Origin of the sequence: Pseudomonas sivasensis (assembly GCF_013778505.1) — a bacterium.
Classification (GTDB): Bacteria; Pseudomonadota; Gammaproteobacteria; order Pseudomonadales; family Pseudomonadaceae; genus Aquipseudomonas; species Aquipseudomonas sivasensis.
This window is the reverse complement of sequence record NZ_JAAOWU010000004.1, coordinates 281,345-298,097: the sequence shown is the minus strand read 5'-3', so window position 1 is coordinate 298,097 and position 16,753 is coordinate 281,345. Positions and strand designations below refer to the sequence as shown.

Annotated in this window: 18 protein-coding genes; 7 read left to right on the top strand and 11 right to left on the bottom strand. The window is 58.9% G+C overall.

From position 1 onward, the window contains the following. Window positions 1-14 precede the first annotated feature (14 nt). Both G9Q84_RS10365 and G9Q84_RS10360 read left to right on the top strand, forming a co-directional pair. A complete protein-coding gene (locus G9Q84_RS10365) occupies window positions 15-629 on the top strand; it encodes an RNA polymerase sigma factor (RefSeq protein WP_181643248.1) in 615 nt (204 codons plus the stop codon). Next, entirely contained in the window at window positions 623-856 is a 234-nt protein-coding gene (locus tag G9Q84_RS10360) for an anti-sigma factor family protein (RefSeq protein WP_032887702.1), read from the top strand. Before G9Q84_RS10365 ends, G9Q84_RS10360 begins: the two co-directional genes overlap by 7 nt. Window positions 857-976: 120 nt before the next feature. Here G9Q84_RS10360 and G9Q84_RS10355 read toward each other — a convergent pair whose 3' ends face one another. Further along, window positions 977-2,323 (bottom strand): putative porin, encoded by a 1,347-nt coding sequence (locus tag G9Q84_RS10355; RefSeq protein ID WP_032887704.1) that lies wholly within the window; start codon window positions 2,321-2,323, stop codon window positions 977-979. Window positions 2,324-2,606: 283 nt separating this feature from the next. On the opposite strand from G9Q84_RS10355, the gene G9Q84_RS10350 reads away from it, so the two are divergent. Beyond that, window positions 2,607-3,731 (top strand): GNAT family N-acetyltransferase, encoded by a 1,125-nt coding sequence (locus tag G9Q84_RS10350; RefSeq protein ID WP_032887706.1) that lies wholly within the window; start codon window positions 2,607-2,609, stop codon window positions 3,729-3,731. A gap of 12 nt (window positions 3,732-3,743) precedes the next feature. Here G9Q84_RS10350 and aqpZ read toward each other — a convergent pair whose 3' ends face one another. The 5 genes from aqpZ to G9Q84_RS10325 form a co-directional block, all read right to left on the bottom strand. Continuing rightward, on the bottom strand, window positions 3,744-4,445 hold the full coding sequence (gene aqpZ, locus G9Q84_RS10345; protein ID WP_032887707.1) for an aquaporin Z: 702 nt from the start codon (window positions 4,443-4,445) through the stop codon (window positions 3,744-3,746). A 325-nt stretch (window positions 4,446-4,770) separates the two neighbouring features. Beyond that, window positions 4,771-6,603: an ABC transporter ATP-binding protein gene (locus G9Q84_RS10340; protein WP_181643247.1), complete on the bottom strand. Its 1,833-nt coding sequence runs from the start codon at window positions 6,601-6,603 to the stop codon at window positions 4,771-4,773. A gap of 81 nt (window positions 6,604-6,684) precedes the next feature. Further along, window positions 6,685-7,248: a peptidylprolyl isomerase gene (locus tag G9Q84_RS10335; RefSeq protein ID WP_032887711.1), complete on the bottom strand. Its 564-nt coding sequence runs from the start codon at window positions 7,246-7,248 to the stop codon at window positions 6,685-6,687. Between the two features lie 3 nt (window positions 7,249-7,251). Continuing rightward, window positions 7,252-8,055 (bottom strand): alpha/beta fold hydrolase, encoded by an 804-nt coding sequence (locus tag G9Q84_RS10330; protein ID WP_181643246.1) that lies wholly within the window; start codon window positions 8,053-8,055, stop codon window positions 7,252-7,254. A gap of 14 nt (window positions 8,056-8,069) precedes the next feature. Next, a complete protein-coding gene (locus tag G9Q84_RS10325) occupies window positions 8,070-8,993 on the bottom strand; it encodes a PA3225 family LysR-type transcriptional regulator (RefSeq protein WP_032887714.1) in 924 nt (307 codons plus the stop codon). 49 nt (window positions 8,994-9,042) lie between these two features. Here G9Q84_RS10325 and G9Q84_RS10320 point away from each other — a divergent pair, with 49 nt between their 5' ends. The 4 genes from G9Q84_RS10320 to G9Q84_RS10305 all read left to right on the top strand — a co-directional run bounded on the left by G9Q84_RS10320 (window position 9,043) and on the right by G9Q84_RS10305 (window position 11,683). After that, window positions 9,043-9,357: a hypothetical protein gene (locus tag G9Q84_RS10320; RefSeq protein ID WP_032887716.1), complete on the top strand. Its 315-nt coding sequence runs from the start codon at window positions 9,043-9,045 to the stop codon at window positions 9,355-9,357. Window positions 9,358-9,508: 151 nt separating this feature from the next. Beyond that, window positions 9,509-10,111, top strand: a complete 603-nt coding sequence (locus tag G9Q84_RS10315) for an FMN-dependent NADH-azoreductase (protein WP_181643245.1) — start codon at window positions 9,509-9,511, stop codon at window positions 10,109-10,111. Between the two features lie 211 nt (window positions 10,112-10,322). Further along, window positions 10,323-11,198: a carboxylate/amino acid/amine transporter gene (locus tag G9Q84_RS10310; RefSeq protein ID WP_032887720.1), complete on the top strand. Its 876-nt coding sequence runs from the start codon at window positions 10,323-10,325 to the stop codon at window positions 11,196-11,198. A 68-nt stretch (window positions 11,199-11,266) separates the two neighbouring features. Then, window positions 11,267-11,683, top strand: coding sequence for an Lrp/AsnC family transcriptional regulator (locus tag G9Q84_RS10305; RefSeq protein ID WP_032887722.1), 417 nt, complete (start codon window positions 11,267-11,269; stop codon window positions 11,681-11,683). A 28-nt stretch (window positions 11,684-11,711) separates the two neighbouring features. Here G9Q84_RS10305 and G9Q84_RS10300 read toward each other — a convergent pair whose 3' ends face one another. Genes G9Q84_RS10300 through G9Q84_RS10280 form a run of 5 tightly spaced genes read right to left on the bottom strand, consistent with a single transcriptional unit; the run spans window position 11,712 to window position 16,364 of the window. Then, on the bottom strand, window positions 11,712-12,389 hold the full coding sequence (locus tag G9Q84_RS10300; protein ID WP_032887724.1) for a phenylalanine--tRNA ligase beta subunit-related protein: 678 nt from the start codon (window positions 12,387-12,389) through the stop codon (window positions 11,712-11,714). A 4-nt stretch (window positions 12,390-12,393) separates the two neighbouring features. Next, on the bottom strand, window positions 12,394-13,611 hold the full coding sequence (locus tag G9Q84_RS10295) for an ATP-grasp domain-containing protein (protein ID WP_032887726.1): 1,218 nt from the start codon (window positions 13,609-13,611) through the stop codon (window positions 12,394-12,396). 12 nt (window positions 13,612-13,623) lie between these two features. Continuing rightward, a complete protein-coding gene (locus G9Q84_RS10290; RefSeq protein ID WP_181643244.1) occupies window positions 13,624-14,805 on the bottom strand; it encodes an MFS transporter in 1,182 nt (393 codons plus the stop codon). A 5-nt stretch (window positions 14,806-14,810) separates the two neighbouring features. Then, window positions 14,811-15,128 carry a Rieske 2Fe-2S domain-containing protein gene (locus tag G9Q84_RS10285; protein WP_032887730.1) on the bottom strand — a complete coding sequence of 106 codons (318 nt, stop codon included), beginning with the start codon at window positions 15,126-15,128 and terminating at the stop codon, window positions 14,811-14,813. 12 nt (window positions 15,129-15,140) lie between these two features. Further along, window positions 15,141-16,364 carry an iron-containing redox enzyme family protein gene (locus G9Q84_RS10280; RefSeq protein ID WP_233896885.1) on the bottom strand — a complete coding sequence of 408 codons (1,224 nt, stop codon included), beginning with the start codon at window positions 16,362-16,364 and terminating at the stop codon, window positions 15,141-15,143. Window positions 16,365-16,753: the final 389 nt, after the last annotated feature.

The following is a 16,753-nucleotide window of genomic DNA, read 5'->3' as shown; positions in this document are numbered from 1 at the left end:
AATCGAGGTAGACAATGGCAGCAGCGGACCACGCGCATCTGCTTGAACGCCTGCTCAAGGGTGATCAACGGGCTTACAAGGAGTTGGTCACCACCTACCAGAGCGCCATGCGGGCGGTGGCATATGCCATCGTCGGCCAGCGCCATGCCGATGAAATCGTCCAGGACGCCTGGCTGTCGGTAGTGCGCAACCTGTCCAAGTTCGAAGGCCGGTCCAGCCTCAAGACCTGGCTGCTGACCATCACCGCTAACGCCGCCAAGGGGCGCTACAAGCAGAATCGTCGTGAGGTGTTGCTCGACGATTTGCCTTCGCCCCACGGCACCATCGGCGATGACCGCTTTACCCCCGACGATGGCCACTGGGCGGTCGCCCCCTTTGCCTGGCATCAGGACACGCCGGAAGCCTTGCTGACCGAGGATGAGCTGCGTGATTGCCTGGAGCATACGCTGCTGAGTTTGTCGCAGTTGCAAAGCAGCGTCCTGGTGCTGCGTGAACGCCAGGGCCTGGAGTTGGAGGAGATTTGTAATCTCCTGACGCTCTCACTCTCCAATGTCCGTGTGCTGTTACATCGAGGACGGCTTAAAGTCTTTGCCACGGTGGAGCATTTTGAGGAAACGGGCGAATGTTGACCTGTAAAGAACAAGTGGCACGTTCCAGTGACTATCTCGATGGGCAATTGACCTTTCGCGAGCGCTTGCTGGTGCGTCATCACTTGATGTTCTGCCCGAACTGCCGCCGGTTTATCCGTCAGATGCGCCTGATGCAGGCGACCCTGAAGATCATGCCGGATGAGCCGGTGAAGGATGTGGATGCCTTGGCGCAACGGCTGGCTGCCGAGCGGCTCAAGGATCAATAAAGGCGGGGTAGAAGCAGACTCGCGTGGCGCGATCGAACGGATGATGGGGATCGATCTCGCCACGCAAGGCTGTTGCAACCACCTCGGGCCGTCCTGGCCCAAGGCTTATTACACGTACTGTTAGAACTTGGCTTCTGCGTCCAACTGCAGGGTATTGGCATTGGCGTCGCGGTAACCTGCGACGCTGGCGTAGTCTGCCTTGGTCAGGAAGTAAGTCGCGCCAATGGCGAAGTTCTTGTCGATGTCGTAACCGACCTTGAACTTGTGACCCCGTGCACCGGTGAAGCCGCCGGCGAAGTCCGAGTCGGTGAGGGCACCCACCACCGCGTAACGCTGCACATCGCGGTAGTTGTAGTCCAGGTTCAGGCCAAACACCTTGGACTTGGCACCCAGCAACCAGGCTGTGTCCTTGTCTTTATCAGTGGCTTTGGTGTTTTGCACGTACTGGCCGTAGAACGACAACGGTACGGCCAGGCCGCCGATATCGATTTGGCTGAAGCCTTCGTACAGGCGGTATTCGCTGGCATTGCCGGCCGTGGTGTTCGCCACGGTTTCAGCCGGGGTCAGGCACTGGAAGGAACCGGCGGTCGGGCAGCGGCTGTCTTCGTCATTCTGGAACGCATAGACACTGCCGCCCAGCGTCAGCTTCAGGTTGTCGGTCAGGGTGAAACGCGAGCCCAACTGGCCGGCGGTCATGCGCAGGTCATTGCGAAATTGCACGCCGTCGCCATTGACGTTGTCTTTGAGGTTGTAGTTACCCAGGCTGCCGAACAGCTCGGCGCTGCTCCCCAGTGGGTATTTGTAGGTCAGGGCCAGACCTTCCGGGTTGATATCGCTATCCCAGATCACGTCGCCCATGCTGACCCACGGTTGCAGCATCTTGCCGCCGATCACGTGCAGGTTTTTGATTTGGTCCGGGTGGTAGTCGATGTAGCCCAGGTCCAGCCAGATCGACTTCTTGTTGAAGTAGCCATCCAGGTCCTGGTTGGTGGAACGGGCGTCGTCGCTGCTACCGGTAGCAATGCGGATGCCGGTATCTACTTGTGGGTTGATTTCGGTGTAGGCGCCCAGACGCGCGCGGATGCGCTCACGGTCCTTGTCCTTGCCGCCATTGTTGGGGGTGCCATCGATCTTGATGGTCTCGTGGCGGAAACGTACGTCACCCTTGAATTGTGTCTTGGCTGCCCAAGCCAGCTTCTGGTCGAAGCTGCTCAGCTCATTGGTTTTTTTCGCGGTGGCCGCGATCTGTTCGTTGCTCTCTTGCTGAGCTTGCCGGGCGATCTGCTGTTCTTTCTGGTCTTTGGCCAACTCGTTTTGCAGTTCGGTGTACTGCGAAGCGGTGATCTGGCCGTTGGCCTTGAGCATGTCGAGCAGTTTAGCGTCGACTGCAGCGCTGGCCGGAACGCTCAGGGCCAGTAACAGGCCGCCGCACAGGGCCGCCGCAGTTTTAGTGGAAGCAAGACGCATATCAATCTCCGAAAGTGAGGAGGGATGGCAAACCATCCAGGACACAACCGACCGATGACGGACGGAAAAATAGCCGACTGGTAGAACCAGGCGCTCTAAAAACAGGCGTCAGTATCGCGATGGTTTATGACGCAGCAGTGGCGAAGTGATGTCATCTGTGTGACAAATTCTTCTGCTTTGGAACTATTGTTTTAGAGCCTTGTCGGGCGATTTGAGGGTGTGTGAAACCTAGCGATAAGCGATACTCGCGGAGCTTTTACGCCCTGATGTAGTGAGGATGCCGATGCCGTTGCAACGCCTGCAAAGCTTGTCCGAAATAGCCCCGCAGACCTGGGATGCCTTGGTGCCTCAGGCCCAACCGTTCGTGCGGCATGCGTTCCTGAGCGCCCTCGAAGACAGCGGCAGCGTCGGCCCGCACTCCGGCTGGCAGCCGGAGCATTTACTGCACTGGGAAGGTGATCGGCTGGTGGCGGCACTGCCGGGTTATCGCAAGTGGCATTCTTATGGCGAATACGTGTTCGATCACGGCTGGGCCGATGCCTGCGAGCGGGCCGGTATCGAGTACTACCCCAAATTGCTGACAGCTGTACCGTTCAGTCCGGTCAGTGGCCCGCGCCTGTTGGCGGCCAACGCACAGGACGGTTTCGAATTGCTCAACAGCCTGCCGGGCTACCTGGAAATCGAAGGGCTCTCCAGTGCGCATATCAACTTTACCGATGCCTTGGCCGATGAGGCCTTAGCCCTGCAACCGGGCTGGATGCAGCGCCTGGGCTGCCAGTTTCATTGGCAGAACCGTGGCTACCGTGACTTCCAGGATTTCCTCGACGCCCTGAGTTCACGCAAGCGCAAGCAGATGCGCAAAGAGCGTGAGCAAGTTGCGGGGCAGGGTATCGACTTCGAATGGTTGCAAGGCCATGAGTTGAGCGAGGCGCAGTGGGATTTTGTCTACGCCTGCTACGCCAACACCTACGCGGTGCGCCGCCAATCGCCTTACCTGACCCGCGCGTTTTTCAGCCTGCTGGCCGAACGTATGCCCGAGGCAATCCGGGTGGTGCTGGCCAAACAAGGCGCGCGGCCGGTGGCCATGGCCTTCAGCCTGATCGGCGGTGATAGCTTCTACGGCCGCTACTGGGGTTGCCTGGCGGAGTTCGACCGCCTGCATTTCGAAACCTGTTTCTACCAGGGCATGGACTACGCCATCGCCCACGGCGTGCAACGCTTCGACGCTGGCGCCCAGGGCGAGCATAAATTGATTCGCGGGTTTGAGCCGGTGATCACCCACTCCTGGCATTACTTGCGCCATCCAGGGTTGAAGAATGCCGTGGAGGATTTTCTTGAGCGTGAGCGGGTAGGGATTCTGGCGTATGCCGAAGAGGCGAGGGCGGCCCTGCCTTATCGGCAGGGCTGACCCCCGCTGGTTTCAGGCTGAGTCCTCCCTGCCCAGCCACCGATAGGTAACACCGCCGATGACCGCACCGAGGATCGGCGCGAGCCAGAACATCCACAATTGCTGGATCGCCCACCCGCCCACGATCAGTGCCGGCCCGGTACTGCGAGCCGGGTTGACTGAGGTGTTGGTGACAGGGATGGAGATCAAGTGGATCAAGGTGAGCGCCAGGCCAATGGCGATGGGCGCGAGGCCCTTCGGGGCGCGGTGGTCGGTGGCGCCGAGGATGATCAGCACGAACATGGCCGTCATCACCAGCTCGCACACCAACCCCGCCGCCATCGAATAACCGCCCGGCGAATGCTCGCCATAGCCGTTGGAGGCCAGCCCGCCGGCCAGTTCAAAGCCAGGCTTGCCGCTGGCGATGAAGTACAACAATGCGGCGGCGACTACCCCGCCAATGACTTGGGCCACGATGTACGCCGGTAACTCCCTGGCCGGAAACCTCCCGCCCACTACCAGCCCCACCGATACCGCCGGGTTGAGGTGACAACCGCTGATATGCCCAATGGCAAACGCCATGGTCAGCACCGTGAGCCCGAACGCCAGGGACACGCCCAACAACCCGATCCCGACAGCAGGAAACGCGGCGGCCAACACCGCACTCCCGCAACCGCCCAACACCAGCCAAAACGTACCCAGCCCCTCTGTGACTGAACGCTTGAACAAAGACATGCAGCACGTCCTTGATAGATCACTCTACCGAATCAGTAAATCAATGATGCTCCCTGCAGATTTACTTCAGCGCCCGTCTGGGCACTGCACTCAGTACAGCACGGTTTTTACACAAATCCAGGCGATGAAAAAGCGCCAAAGGGCTGTGGGCGTTGGCGCGAACTGCACATTCTACTGAGTGGCTGGCTACTGAATGGCTGTGAGCAAATGTGGGAGAGGGCTTGCCCCCGATAGCCGTGTGTCAGTCACCGATGCAGCAACTGACACACCCTCATCGGGGGCAAGCCCCCTCCCACATTTTGAACGGCGTATAGGATTGAAATCCTCAGTCGATTCCGACAAAACCGCCCGTCTGGTGCTGCCACAACCGCGCATACAAGCCCTTATGGGCCAGCAACTCGGCATGGCTGCCGCTTTCGGCAATCTGGCCTTTCTCCAGCACCACCAAGCGATCCATCCGCGCAATCGTAGACAAGCGGTGTGCAATCGCAATCACGGTCTTGCCTTTCATCAGGGTTTCCAGGCTTTCCTGGATCGCCGCTTCCACTTCCGAGTCCAGGGCCGAAGTGGCTTCGTCCATGATCAGGATCGGCGCATCTTTGAGAAGCACGCGTGCGATGGCAATACGCTGACGTTGGCCACCGGAGAGTTTCACCCCGCGTTCGCCCACGTGTGCATCCAGCCCGGTGCGGCCTTCGGAGTCTGACAGCAGTGGGATGAACTCATCGGCGCGAGCCTTGTGCACGGCGGCCCAGAGCTCTTCGTCGGTGGCGTCGGGCTTGCCGTACAGCAGGTTGTCGCGGATCGAACGGTGCAGCAGCGAGGTGTCCTGCGTGATCATGCCGATTTGGGCGCGCAGGGATTCCTGGGCGACCTCGGCTATGTTCTGGCCATCGATCAGGATGCGCCCGCCTTGCAGGTCGTACAGACGCAGCAGCAGGTTGACCAGGGTTGATTTGCCCGCCCCGGACGGGCCGATCAGGCCGATCTTTTCACCGGCCTTGATCTCAAGGTTCAGGCCGCCAATGATCCCGCTCTGTTTGCCGTAGTGGAAATCCACCTGCTCAAAGCGTACTTCGCCACGGGGCACCGTCAGGCGCGGCGCGTTGTCGCGGTCAATCACCGCCAATGGCTGAGCGATGGTCTTGAGACCGTCCTGCACCATGCCGATGTTTTCGAAGATGCCGTTGACCACCCACATGATCCAGCCGGACATGTTGACGATGCGGATCACCAGACCGGTGGCCAGGGCAATCGCGCCCACGGAAATCAGCGACTGGGTCCATAGCCACAGGGCGAGGCCGGTGGTGGTGACAATCAGCAGGCCGTTCATGGTGGTGATCACGATGTCCATGCTGGTCACCACGCGGCTGGCCAACTGGGTTTTTTCGGTCTGCTCGATGATCGCTTCCTTGGCGTACTCCTGTTCGGATTGGGTATGGGCGAACAGCTTCAAGGTGGTGATGTTGGTGTAGCCGTCGACGATGCGGCCCATCAGTTTGGAGCGCGCCTCGGAGGAAATCACCGAGCGCTCCTTTACCCGTGGCACGAAGTAACGCAGTGCCAGGCTGTAGGCGATGATCCAGGTCACCAGCGGGATCATCAGGCGCCAGTCGGCCTCAGCGAACAGCACCAGCGAACTGATGGCGTAGATCGCCACGTGCCAGATCGCATCCACCGCCGCCACGGCGGAGTCGCGCAGGGAGTTGCCGGTCTGCATGATGCGTTGGGCGATACGACCGGCGAAGTCATTCTGGAAGAAGTTGAGGCTCTGTTTGAGCACATAGCTGTGGTTCTGCCAGCGAATCAGGCTGGTCATCCCGGGGCTGATGGTCTGATGCACCAGCAAGTCATGCAGTGCGCCGAAGATCGGGCGCAGCAACAGGGCGACAACGGCCATCCAGATCAGCTCGGTGCTGTGGGCCTGGAAGAAGTCAGCGGGTGGGGTGCCTTGGGCGAGGTCGATGATGCGGCTCAGGTAGCTGAACAGCGCGACTTCGATCAGCGCACCAATCAGTCCAACTACCAGCAAGGCGGCAAAGTGCGGCCACACCTGGCGCAGGTAGTAGAGGTAGAAGGGCAGGACTTTATCGGGAGGGGCTTCGCTGGGTGCGTCGCGGAAAATATCGATCAGTTGTTCAAAACGACGATAGAGCATTGAGTATGACGCCCGCTGTGCGGGCTCTCCTTTCAAATGCGCGCGCCGCCTTGTGGGCCGCGCGCGGAACTACCTGCTACCTCAGTCGATGCGCTTGGCCGACTTGATGTACACAGGATCGATTGGCACGTTCTGCATGCCCTGCTTGGTAGTGGTTTGCGAGTTGACGATCACATCAACCACGTCCATGCCCTTGACCACTTTGGCGAACACGGCATAACCGGCATCGCGACCCGGATCGAGGAAGGCGTTGTCAGCCACGTTGATGAAGAACTGGCTGGTCGCCGAGTTCGGGTCATTGGTGCGCGCCATGGACAAGGTGCCACGCACGTTATGCAGGCCGTTGCTGGCTTCGTTCTTGATCGGTGCTTCGGTCGGCTTTTGCGACATCGACTGGGTAAAACCGCCACCCTGGACCATGAAGCCCGGGATCACACGGTGGAAAATCGTGTTGGTGTAGAAACCCTTGTCGACATAGGCCAGGAAGTTCTTAGTACTGATCGGCGCCTTGACCGGGTCCAATTCGATTTCAATGTCGCCGTTGGTGGTGGAGATCAATACGTGTGGCGCCTTGGCGGGTTCGGCCGCCATCAGGTTGGCAGCGAACAGAACGGAACCGGCAAAGAAGGCGATTTTTTTCAGCATGGGTCAGTGATCCTGGGTAGTGGTTTCGACTGTCTCTAGAAAATCGAGCAGGGTGGTATTAAAGACTTCGGGTTGGTCCAAGGGCGTGGCGTGGCGGGAATCCTTGATCACCACCAGCCGCGCATCGGGCAGCAGTTTTACATAGTTTTCTTTCTGGGCCACGGGGGTGTAGTCGTGGTCGGCGCTGATGACCAGGGTTGGACAGGTAATCCTCGAAAGTCGTTCCTGCACGCCCCAGCCCACAATCGCATCGAAGCTGGCGAGATAAGCACGTTTGTCGTTTTTTGCCCAGCGTTCGGCCATCTTGCGGCGCAGGTCGGCCTGCGCGGGTTTGGGGAACAGCCGGTCGCCGAGGGCATTGCCGATGGTCGCCAGGCTGAGCACGCGGGCCAGCGTCCAGCGCTTGGCCCACTGCCAATAGTCATCGGCACTGCGCACCTTGACCTCGGGTGCGCTGTTGACGATGCACAGGCTTCTGACCAACGTAGGTTCATCCACGGCTAACTGGAAAGCGATCATGCCGCCCATGGACAGGCCCACCACATGAGCGGCAGGCAGGTTCAGGTGCTCGAACAGCGCCACCACGTCATGGGTGAACCCTGGGATGCTGTAACGCTCACGCGGTTTGTCTGAGCGACCATGACCGCGTACGTCCACCACGATCACCCGGTAGTGCCTGGACAGTACCGGAATCTGCAATTCCCAATCCTGGCTGCTGGAGCCCAGGCCGTGGATCAGCACCAGCGGTGTGCCGTGGCCGTATTCCTCGTAGTGCAGGCTGCATCCTTCGTGGTCGAACCAGGCCATGGATGAACTCCGTTTCAGGCTTGTTGGGGGGCGGCGAAAGGTGCGTCCAGGGGCGCCGTGTCAAACGTGCGCAGTAACTCCACGAGGATCTGCGTCGCTGGCCCCAGGGGTTTGTCCTTGTTCGAGTACAGGTAGAACGCGGGGTGACGGCTGCCGCCCTGTTCCAAGGGTAGTTGCTTGAGCACGCCCTCGGCGAGTTCGCGTTCGATCATGTGCCGCGGCAGCCAGGCGAAGCCCAGGCCGCTGCCGACAAAGGCGGCCGCGGTGGCCAGGCTGCCGACGGTCCAGCGTTGTTCGGCGCCGAGCCAGCCCACATCCCGTGGCTGCTGGCGGCCGGAGTCGCGGATCACCACTTGCATCTGGCTTTCCAGGTCCTGGAAGCTCAGCTCGCGATTCATACGGTGCAGCGGATGCTCGGGGTGGGCCACGGCGACGAATTCCACGTCGCTCATTTCCGTGCCCAGGTAACCGGGGATGCTGAAGCCGCAGATCGCCAGGTCGGCCACGCCTTCGATCAACAACTCTTCAACGCCGGACAACACCTCTTCACGCAGGCGCACGCGGCAACCACGGCTTTGCGGCATAAAGGCTGTGAGGGCGCGCACCAGGCGGGCGTTGGGGTAGGCAGCGTCCACGACCAGCCGCACTTCGGCTTCCCAGCCCTGTTCCATATGGTGGGCGAGGTCTTCCAGCTGACTGGCGTTTTTCACCAGTTGCCGGGAGCGGCGCAACAGCACTTCACCGGCGTCAGTGAGCACGGCTTTGCGCCCGTCGATGCGCAGCAGCGGCACGCCAAGCTGGTCTTGCATGCGGGCCACGGTGTAGCTCACCGAAGATTGCGAACGGTGCAGCGCTTCGGCCGCCTGGGCGAAGCCGCCATGGTCGACCACGGCTTGCAGCGTGCGCCATTGATCGAGGGTAACGCGGGGCGCTTTCAAGATAGGTTCCTCTTGTCCTAAGCTGGCGGTCCTTATTGGAGACTGCCGAATGAGAAAATTTTGTTATGTGCTATTGGCGCTGCTGCCGATGAGCGCGTTTGCGTACCCCATCGACGTGACAAAAAAGATCAGTGGCGTGAGCGTGGACTACACCGCCTCAGACGTGGACGGCGACATCAGTTCGATTCAACTAAACAACTACGGCACCAACGATGCCCTGTGCTCGGTAGTCTTCACCAATGGCCCGGAGGCACCACGCCGACGCACGGTCTCGGTGCCGGCAGGCAAAAGCACCAACACCACGGTCAAGTTCAACCGCGCCATTATCAAGATGCGGATTGCCTTGGACTGCGCGCCAAAATAAAGGGGTAGCGGAGCATGTCTACAGGAATACTCCGCATATCAACAAATTTCTAGATGGGTTATAGCAGTTTTTTGCGCTTTTTTATCGAATGAGCCATGGTTAATCTTTTCTCCATCGACTTACAGCATTTACAGATGGAGCCTACGAAGCCATGTCCAACGTTCTGATCATCGAAAGCAGCGCCCGCCAACAGGACTCGATCTCCCGTCAACTGACCCAGCAGTTCATCAGCCAATGGCAGGCCGCCCACCCGGCAGACCAGATCACCGTGCGCGACGTGGCCCTCAACCCGGTGCCGCACTTGGACGCCAACCTCCTTGGCGGCTGGATGAAACCTGCGGATCAGCGCAACGACAGCGAGCAGGTGTCCCTTAACCGCTCCAACGAATTGACCGACGAACTGCTCGCCGCCGACGTACTGGTGATGGCCGCGCCGATTTACAACTTCGCCATCCCCAGCACCCTCAAGGCCTGGCTGGATCACGTGTTACGCGCTGGTGTGACCTTCAAGTACACCCCCACCGGCCCCCAGGGTCTGTTGACCGGCAAGCGTGCCATTGTCCTTACCGCGCGCGGCGGCATCCACGCCGGCGCCAGCTCCGATCACCAGGAACCTTACCTGCGCCAGGTCATGGGGTTTATCGGGATTCATGACGTCACCTTCATTCACGCCGAAGGGGTGAACCTGAGCGGTGACTTCCAGGAAAAAGGCATCAACCACGCCAAGGCCCTGCTGGTGCAGCTCGTGGCATGAGCCGCTTGATCCTTTAATCGTCAGATAATCGCGCGGTGTTTATATCGCTCCACGCAAACCCTTCAAGTACGCGTACGAACCTCCCTTTGCACTTGTTGCTCCTAAGTGCTCCTGCCCGACTGACGCTTTAGCGAGGTCGGGTTTTTTTTGCCCTGAGTTTCTTCAAACCCTGAAAACCTTTAATGTCGCGCCCATTCGAAGCGAGGCACACATGGGCTATCTACTGGTTGTCACCCTGATTCAGGCATTTTCCTTCAGTCTGATCGGCGAATACCTCGCCGGTCATGTCGACAGTTACTTCGCCGTGCTGGTGCGCGTCGTGCTGGCCGGGCTGGTATTTATCCCGCTGACCCGCTGGCGCTCGGTAGAGCCGGCCTTCATGCGAGGCATGCTGGTGATCGGCGCGCTGCAGTTTGGCGTGACCTACGTGTGCCTGTACCTGAGTTTTCGCGTGCTCACGGTGCCGGAGGTGTTGCTGTTCACCATCCTCACGCCGTTGCACGTGACGCTTATCGAAGATGCGCTTAACCGGCGGTTCAATCCCTGGGCCCTGGTCGCCGCCTTGGTGGCAGTGGCGGGGGCGGCGGTGATTCGTTTCGATCAGATCACGCCTCACTTCCTGATGGGCTTCCTGCTGCTGCAACTGGCCAACTTCACCTACGCCGCCGGGCAAGTGATGTACAAGCACCTGGTAGCGCGTTATCCGAGTGACCTGCCGCACTACCGGCGCTTCGGTTACTTCTACCTCGGTGCGTTGCTGGTGGTGTTGCCGGCGTTCCTGCTGTTCGCCAAGGCCGACTTTCTCCCGCAAGCGCCGCTGCAATGGGGTGTGTTGGTGTTCCTCGGGCTGGTCAGCACGGCGCTGGGCATGTACTGGTGGAACAAGGGCGCGTGTTTGGTGCATGGCGGCACGCTGGCGGTGATGAACAATCTGCATGTACCAGTGGGGTTGTTGCTGAACCTGCTGATCTGGAACCAACACGAACCCCTGGGCCGCCTGGCGTTGGGTGGGTTGGTGATTCTCGGGGCGGTGTGGATCAGTCGGTTGGGCATAAAGCCTGCGCCTGGCGTAAAGTCTGCGACGTGATGGCCCCAAGGCATGCGTGAGCGGCAATGAAAGTCTGTTATAGAAAAGAACGGTGTGGGGGCGGCAGAGTGGACAAGATTGATGAACTGATCATTGCAGCCTTGAAGGACGACTCCCGGGTCAGCCTGGCGCAATTGGCGCGGCAAGTTCATAAGTCGCGAACAGCGGTGGAGTCGCGTGTCCAGAAGTTGATTGAAAAGGGCATCATCCTAGGCTTCACCATCAACGTAGCCGAGGGCGATGAGACCCTGCAAGCGGCGTTCTTGATGCTGACGCTCAATGGCAGCAACTGCCACCTGGTGTTTCCGAAGATCCAGCAGTTCAGCCAAGTGGTGCACGCCTACTCACTGTTTGGCGACGTGGACATGATGCTCGACGTTCGCTACAGGAGCTTTGAAGAACTGATGGTCTTCAAGGAAAGCCTGCTGAACATCGAGCATGTGAAGGAAGTCGTGGTCAACCCCGTGCTGAAGGCCTGGCGCTAGGCGCCGGCCGTTTCTTCAACGCGTGGCTTCAGGCGTGATCGCGAACCGTTTCAAGGAAGTGATGGCTCAGGTTCGGCATTTTCTGACGAAGCGTGTCCACCAGCTCTTCGATGACGCCCTGGTTGAATTGAAGCGACGTGTCGTCATGCCCCAGGATCACCACCAGAAGCCTTGACGAGTCCTTCGTCAGCCGGAAGTCATGGGCGTCGGCGTCAACCTTGCCGATGCTCGCCAACGGCACATCCCCGCAGGTATAGACGATATCGCCAACGGGAATGGTGATGGCCTTCTTGGCAAACAGTGGGCGTAGAACCCTTGGTTTGTCAGAGCGCATCACGTAGATGTCATCTTTCTGATGATAGGTGTGCACACCGATGCTGACCCCATGACGGATGGAGACGGCGTTATAGGCGTCAACGATGTTGTTGATGGGGTATACGCCCTTGGCGATGAAGCGCCGCAGCAGCTTTTCGTTGGCGCTGACGGTGTTTTCGTAGCCGAGTTTTTTGAGCTGCTTGGCAAACCCTTCATACACGATGTTCGAGTCCAGCTCATTGAGGCGGGATGCGACGTGGTTCAGGTTGCTCTGCAACACCCCGACGAAGCTTTGGTCGTCTGAAACGGTGATGTCTTCGATAACCGCGGCGCACGCATTATTGATGCCCAGCTCACAGGCTGATTTTTTGATGATCAAGCGACTTTGCATAACCTTAGCCCCAGAGTAGTTTTCGAAGGTTCGCGGTACTGGTGTCCAGTTGCAGCGCCGAAGGACTCTGTAGCCAGAACAGCCCCGGACAGGTGGCGAAGTCAATCGTGACCGGCGTGGTATGACCGGGAGCGATGAAGTACCGGTGGCCGCAATAGGCCTCGTCCGCTTGGGCACTCTGGAGGGCCTGGGGAGAGGGAGGATCGAAGGTGCGTTGTGCATCGGAGCAGAAGAAACCGATCCGGCCATGGCTGATCTGGCTCGCTGCATCAGCTTGCGGGCGTGGGTGGCCGAGGTAGCTGTCGATCGACAGCGACAGCAAGTCGGGGTGATAGACCTGTTGAAACAGAAGGGGCGCGATGCCGCCGTGCAAGCGACCTCCGGCTTCAATCATCACCGGCCCGGCATCGGACCAAATGATCTCCATATGAATCGGCCCGACCCGCACGCCGAGCGCCGCGGCTGCCTGGCGGGCGTAATCGGTCAGCGGTTGCAGGTGCGCAGCCTGGGGATCAAGTGTGTCCAGGCTTTCGTAGACAAACATGCTGCCGTTCTTCTGAATTTTGGTGTACTTGCAGACACTGGCAATGATGTACGTGCCGTTGAAGGCGACCATATCCACCACGTACTCCGGCCCCGCGATAAACGACTGCACGATAAACCCCAGGTTGACCTCACCCAGGTCATTCTTCTGCTGCCAGGCCGCGTTTCTCAACGCGGTTTCTGCTTCGCCTTTGCCCTGGGCAAACACCACGCCTTCGGTGGCGGCCGAATTCAGCGGCTTGACCACATAGGTGGCCGACTCTTCCAGCTTGGCCACCACTTCGCCAATGCGGCTTGGCGAGCTCAACAGGTGCGAGTCGATGTGCGCCAACTGGTGTTTTTTCAGCGCCTGCTGCATGGAGAATTTGTTGCGCCGCAGGTCGCTGGTGATACGGCTGTTACCCGGAATGCTGAGCAACTCCGTCAGGTAGTCCGTGAGGTAGATGGCGGTTTCGCAACCGGCGATCACTGCGCTCAAAGACAACGTTTCCAGGGTGATCAGCAGGCTCTCTTCCCAGTGATACACCTCATGGAAATTCTCAGCGACCAGGTCGTTGGTGAAGTGTTCGGGCAAGGCGCGTGTGGAGATCACGGCGATGCACCGTATGCCCTGCGCGTTGAGCAGGGGCGCATAGAGCTTGCCCGTGGAGAATGGGTCAACAATCAGTACGGTTTTCACGTCGTGCAATCCTTATTCCGTGGTGGCGGCAGGCGAGGCTGCGGGGGTCAGGTTCCACGCCAGTACGGCAGTGGCCAACAGGCCGGCGGAGACGATCATCAACAGCCGTGCGCCTTCGAGTCCGAGAAAGCCCGAGGTGGTAAAGAACGTCAGGATCATCGGTGCCGAGCCACTGACCAGCAGGTAGTAGAGCGAGCTTTTCGCGGCGATGACGTCGGCTACCCGGTCGTTGGGCGCCGATTCAATCAGGGTTTTACGCAGTTGGATCCGCAGGCTGTTGATGCAAAAGCCCAGCAGGAACGCAGCGGCCATCATCACGTAGAGATTCTGGAAGTAGACGATTGCCACGTCCGCCAGAATCACCAGTGCGATGGCCCCATAGCTGTTGAGCTTGATACGCGGAAGCACGGCGGCGCTGAAGGCCCCCAGGCCGGCCAGGCCACTGGCGACGCCAAACAGGGTGGCGTTCCACTCATAGAGCTTTTGAAAAACGATAGGCACCAGGCTGTTGAACGCGCCGATATGGAAGCCGATCATGCTCAACACAATGATCAGAATGTAGAGGTTGCGCGGCAGGTCCAGCGGCGCGGCGGCGGTGGAGGCTGCGGTCTGATCGGTGCCGTGTGCGCTGGGGCTGTCGGCCACCAGGTAGACGCCCGCCAGTGACACAATCGCCGCCAGGCTGATGATTTGCAGCGTCTCGTTGACCGAGAACACATCCACGATCAAACCGCCCAGGAGCGCGCCGCCGAAGGCACCGATCTGGATGGAGGTTTGCATCAACCGCGCGCAGGTATCGCTGTCGGTGAGGCCTGCCAGCACCAGCTTGGTGTTTTTCGATTCCAGGGTACTGATGGTGAAGTAGTCGGTGACGCCCACCACAAACGCGATCGCCAGGAAGCCGATCGGCAGCAAGGCGGCCTGGGTAAACGACAATCCCAGGACGGCGGCGAACGCAGCCAGGCGTATGTACAGCAGCCGTTTCAGGCTGAGTTCAATCGTGAAGAACTTGCCGATGTACTGTTCGCATAAATAGGGGACTACGGTCGCCATACACAAGGTGGCGCCTACCAGGAATGTGGACCCGGTGGTCTCAAGGCCAAACCAGACCATCGCGATCACAATCGCCATGTCGAGGCCGGTGAAGAGGGTCACGATTGAATAGAACGCGGTCAGTGTCGAATTAGTCTTCATGGGCTTCATCCGTCGTAACGGGAGAGTTTAAGTAGCGGCACGCACCGTTCGGTGTCGCCGACCACGGTGCTGATCTGGTTTCTGACGCGCACGGTGGGCAGCGCCTTCTTTTCCAGGTTGCAGACCTTGTAGGCGTTGTCGTGCCAGGGACAGATCACGCTTTGGCCGTCGCCCGTCACTTCGCCCATGTGCAGTGGGCCGCCACGATGGGGGCACGAGGTGGGCAGCAATTGCGTCGAATACGCGTGACGCTTCAGAAAATAGGTTCTGTCCTCCACGGCCACGTAATGGGCGTGGGTGATATTCAGGCTGATGGCTTTCATTGGGTGGCCCATTCAGATGGCGGTGACGGTGTACGTGCAGGACGGACTGACGATGCGCGTGCCATGGAGCATTCCCTTGGGAATCACGACGCCTTCGCCGGCGATGAGGCGCACAGTCAATTCGGGGCTGGCGATAAACTCCAGCTCGCCGGATTCGACCCAGAACAGTTCGTCATTGGGGTGGGTGTGCAGCACCGAGAGCTCGTGTTCAGCCTCGGTGATTCGCAGGTCCACCGGCTTTTGGCCCTGAAGCTGCGAAGCCTTGGCGCGATGTTCATCCAGCTCGTCGTGCCATTTGATATGGGCATACAGTTCTTCGTCGGCGATGTCCTGAAGGAGCTTGAACTCTTCAAAGCCGCGGATAAGGTCGGGGATGATCTTGGTGCCGAACTGCTTGATCATGGGAATGATCAGGCGCTGAAGTGCCATTCTGCCGTGGTGCACATCGATATGAGCATGCTCATCGAAGTAGGCAGTGGAGACCTGGCCATCGAAGATGGTCTTGATCGCACGGGACTGGTGCTTGGTCGTCAGCGCCAGCGTGGCTTCGGTGTAGTACATGGCGCCGATGTAGCGGAACAGTTCGCCGTGGTTGGCCGACACATAGTGGAAATAGTTGGTCAGCGACAGCGACGCCGGCGTGTAGAACTGCCAGTAATGGTGCACGTGGTGTGACATGTCCATGTCCTGGAGCATGTCTTCAAAGATGGTGCTGTGCTTCTTTTTGTCGACGCCGTAGCCATACTCGTCGATCAGGATCTTGAATAACTCGCTGGTGTACACACCGCAGTTACCCAGAACATTGCGCGCCATGGCCGAGGCTTCACTGAGGAAATCCCCTGCGCATTGGGTCATGAAAAAACGCGCGGCACGCTGGGGGTTGCGGCTGGTGGTCAGCACCTCATGCAGTTTGGAGTCGGCTTGGGCTACATCATCCAAGACTTTATCGGTGTGGGCGACAAAAGAGTCCAGGCACCAAGGACCATTGATGTGCACTTCTTCCTTAAGCCAGTTGTATAAGTAGTGTTCCAGTAACGGGCGGATCTTTTTGCCACTGGCGGCATGTTGGGGGTCATAGAACTGTTTGAAAGCCTTTAAGTCGAGTTCTAATGGCGGCTTGGGCAAGAAGACTAAGTCTTGCTCGTAGATATTCAATAACAAGCGTTGTGCCAACAAATGCTGACTGTCTGAAAGTTGGTCGCTGGTCAGGCTGGTGGTGATGATCGAGTCGGTCACGTCCTGCGGCCTGGAAGGTCGCTGATAGGGACTAGTGGTATAAAAATCGCGAGGTTGAGCAAAGGCACTAGCACCACAATAGTGGGTCAACGCTTCGGCATTCGAAGTTAATACAAAGTCTGCCGCATTATCAGAAAGCTGAGTTGTCCATAACATGAGGGATGGCCTTTATCTGGCGTTGTTTGATGGCCAAATGCTAAGGCGTTGGTTTTTTTAAAAACAGATTAGAAATAGTGCGCACAAGTAGTGAGAATCACTAAAGGCGTAGGAGAAATTTTCTTTATTGTTTGCGTCAGTTGATTATTCGGTCGCAGCGGCTACACATAGTTGCCGGCGCTTAGGGGGATATTGCGCCGGCGAGGCGCGTATTTTCACCTCGCCGGCTTCGG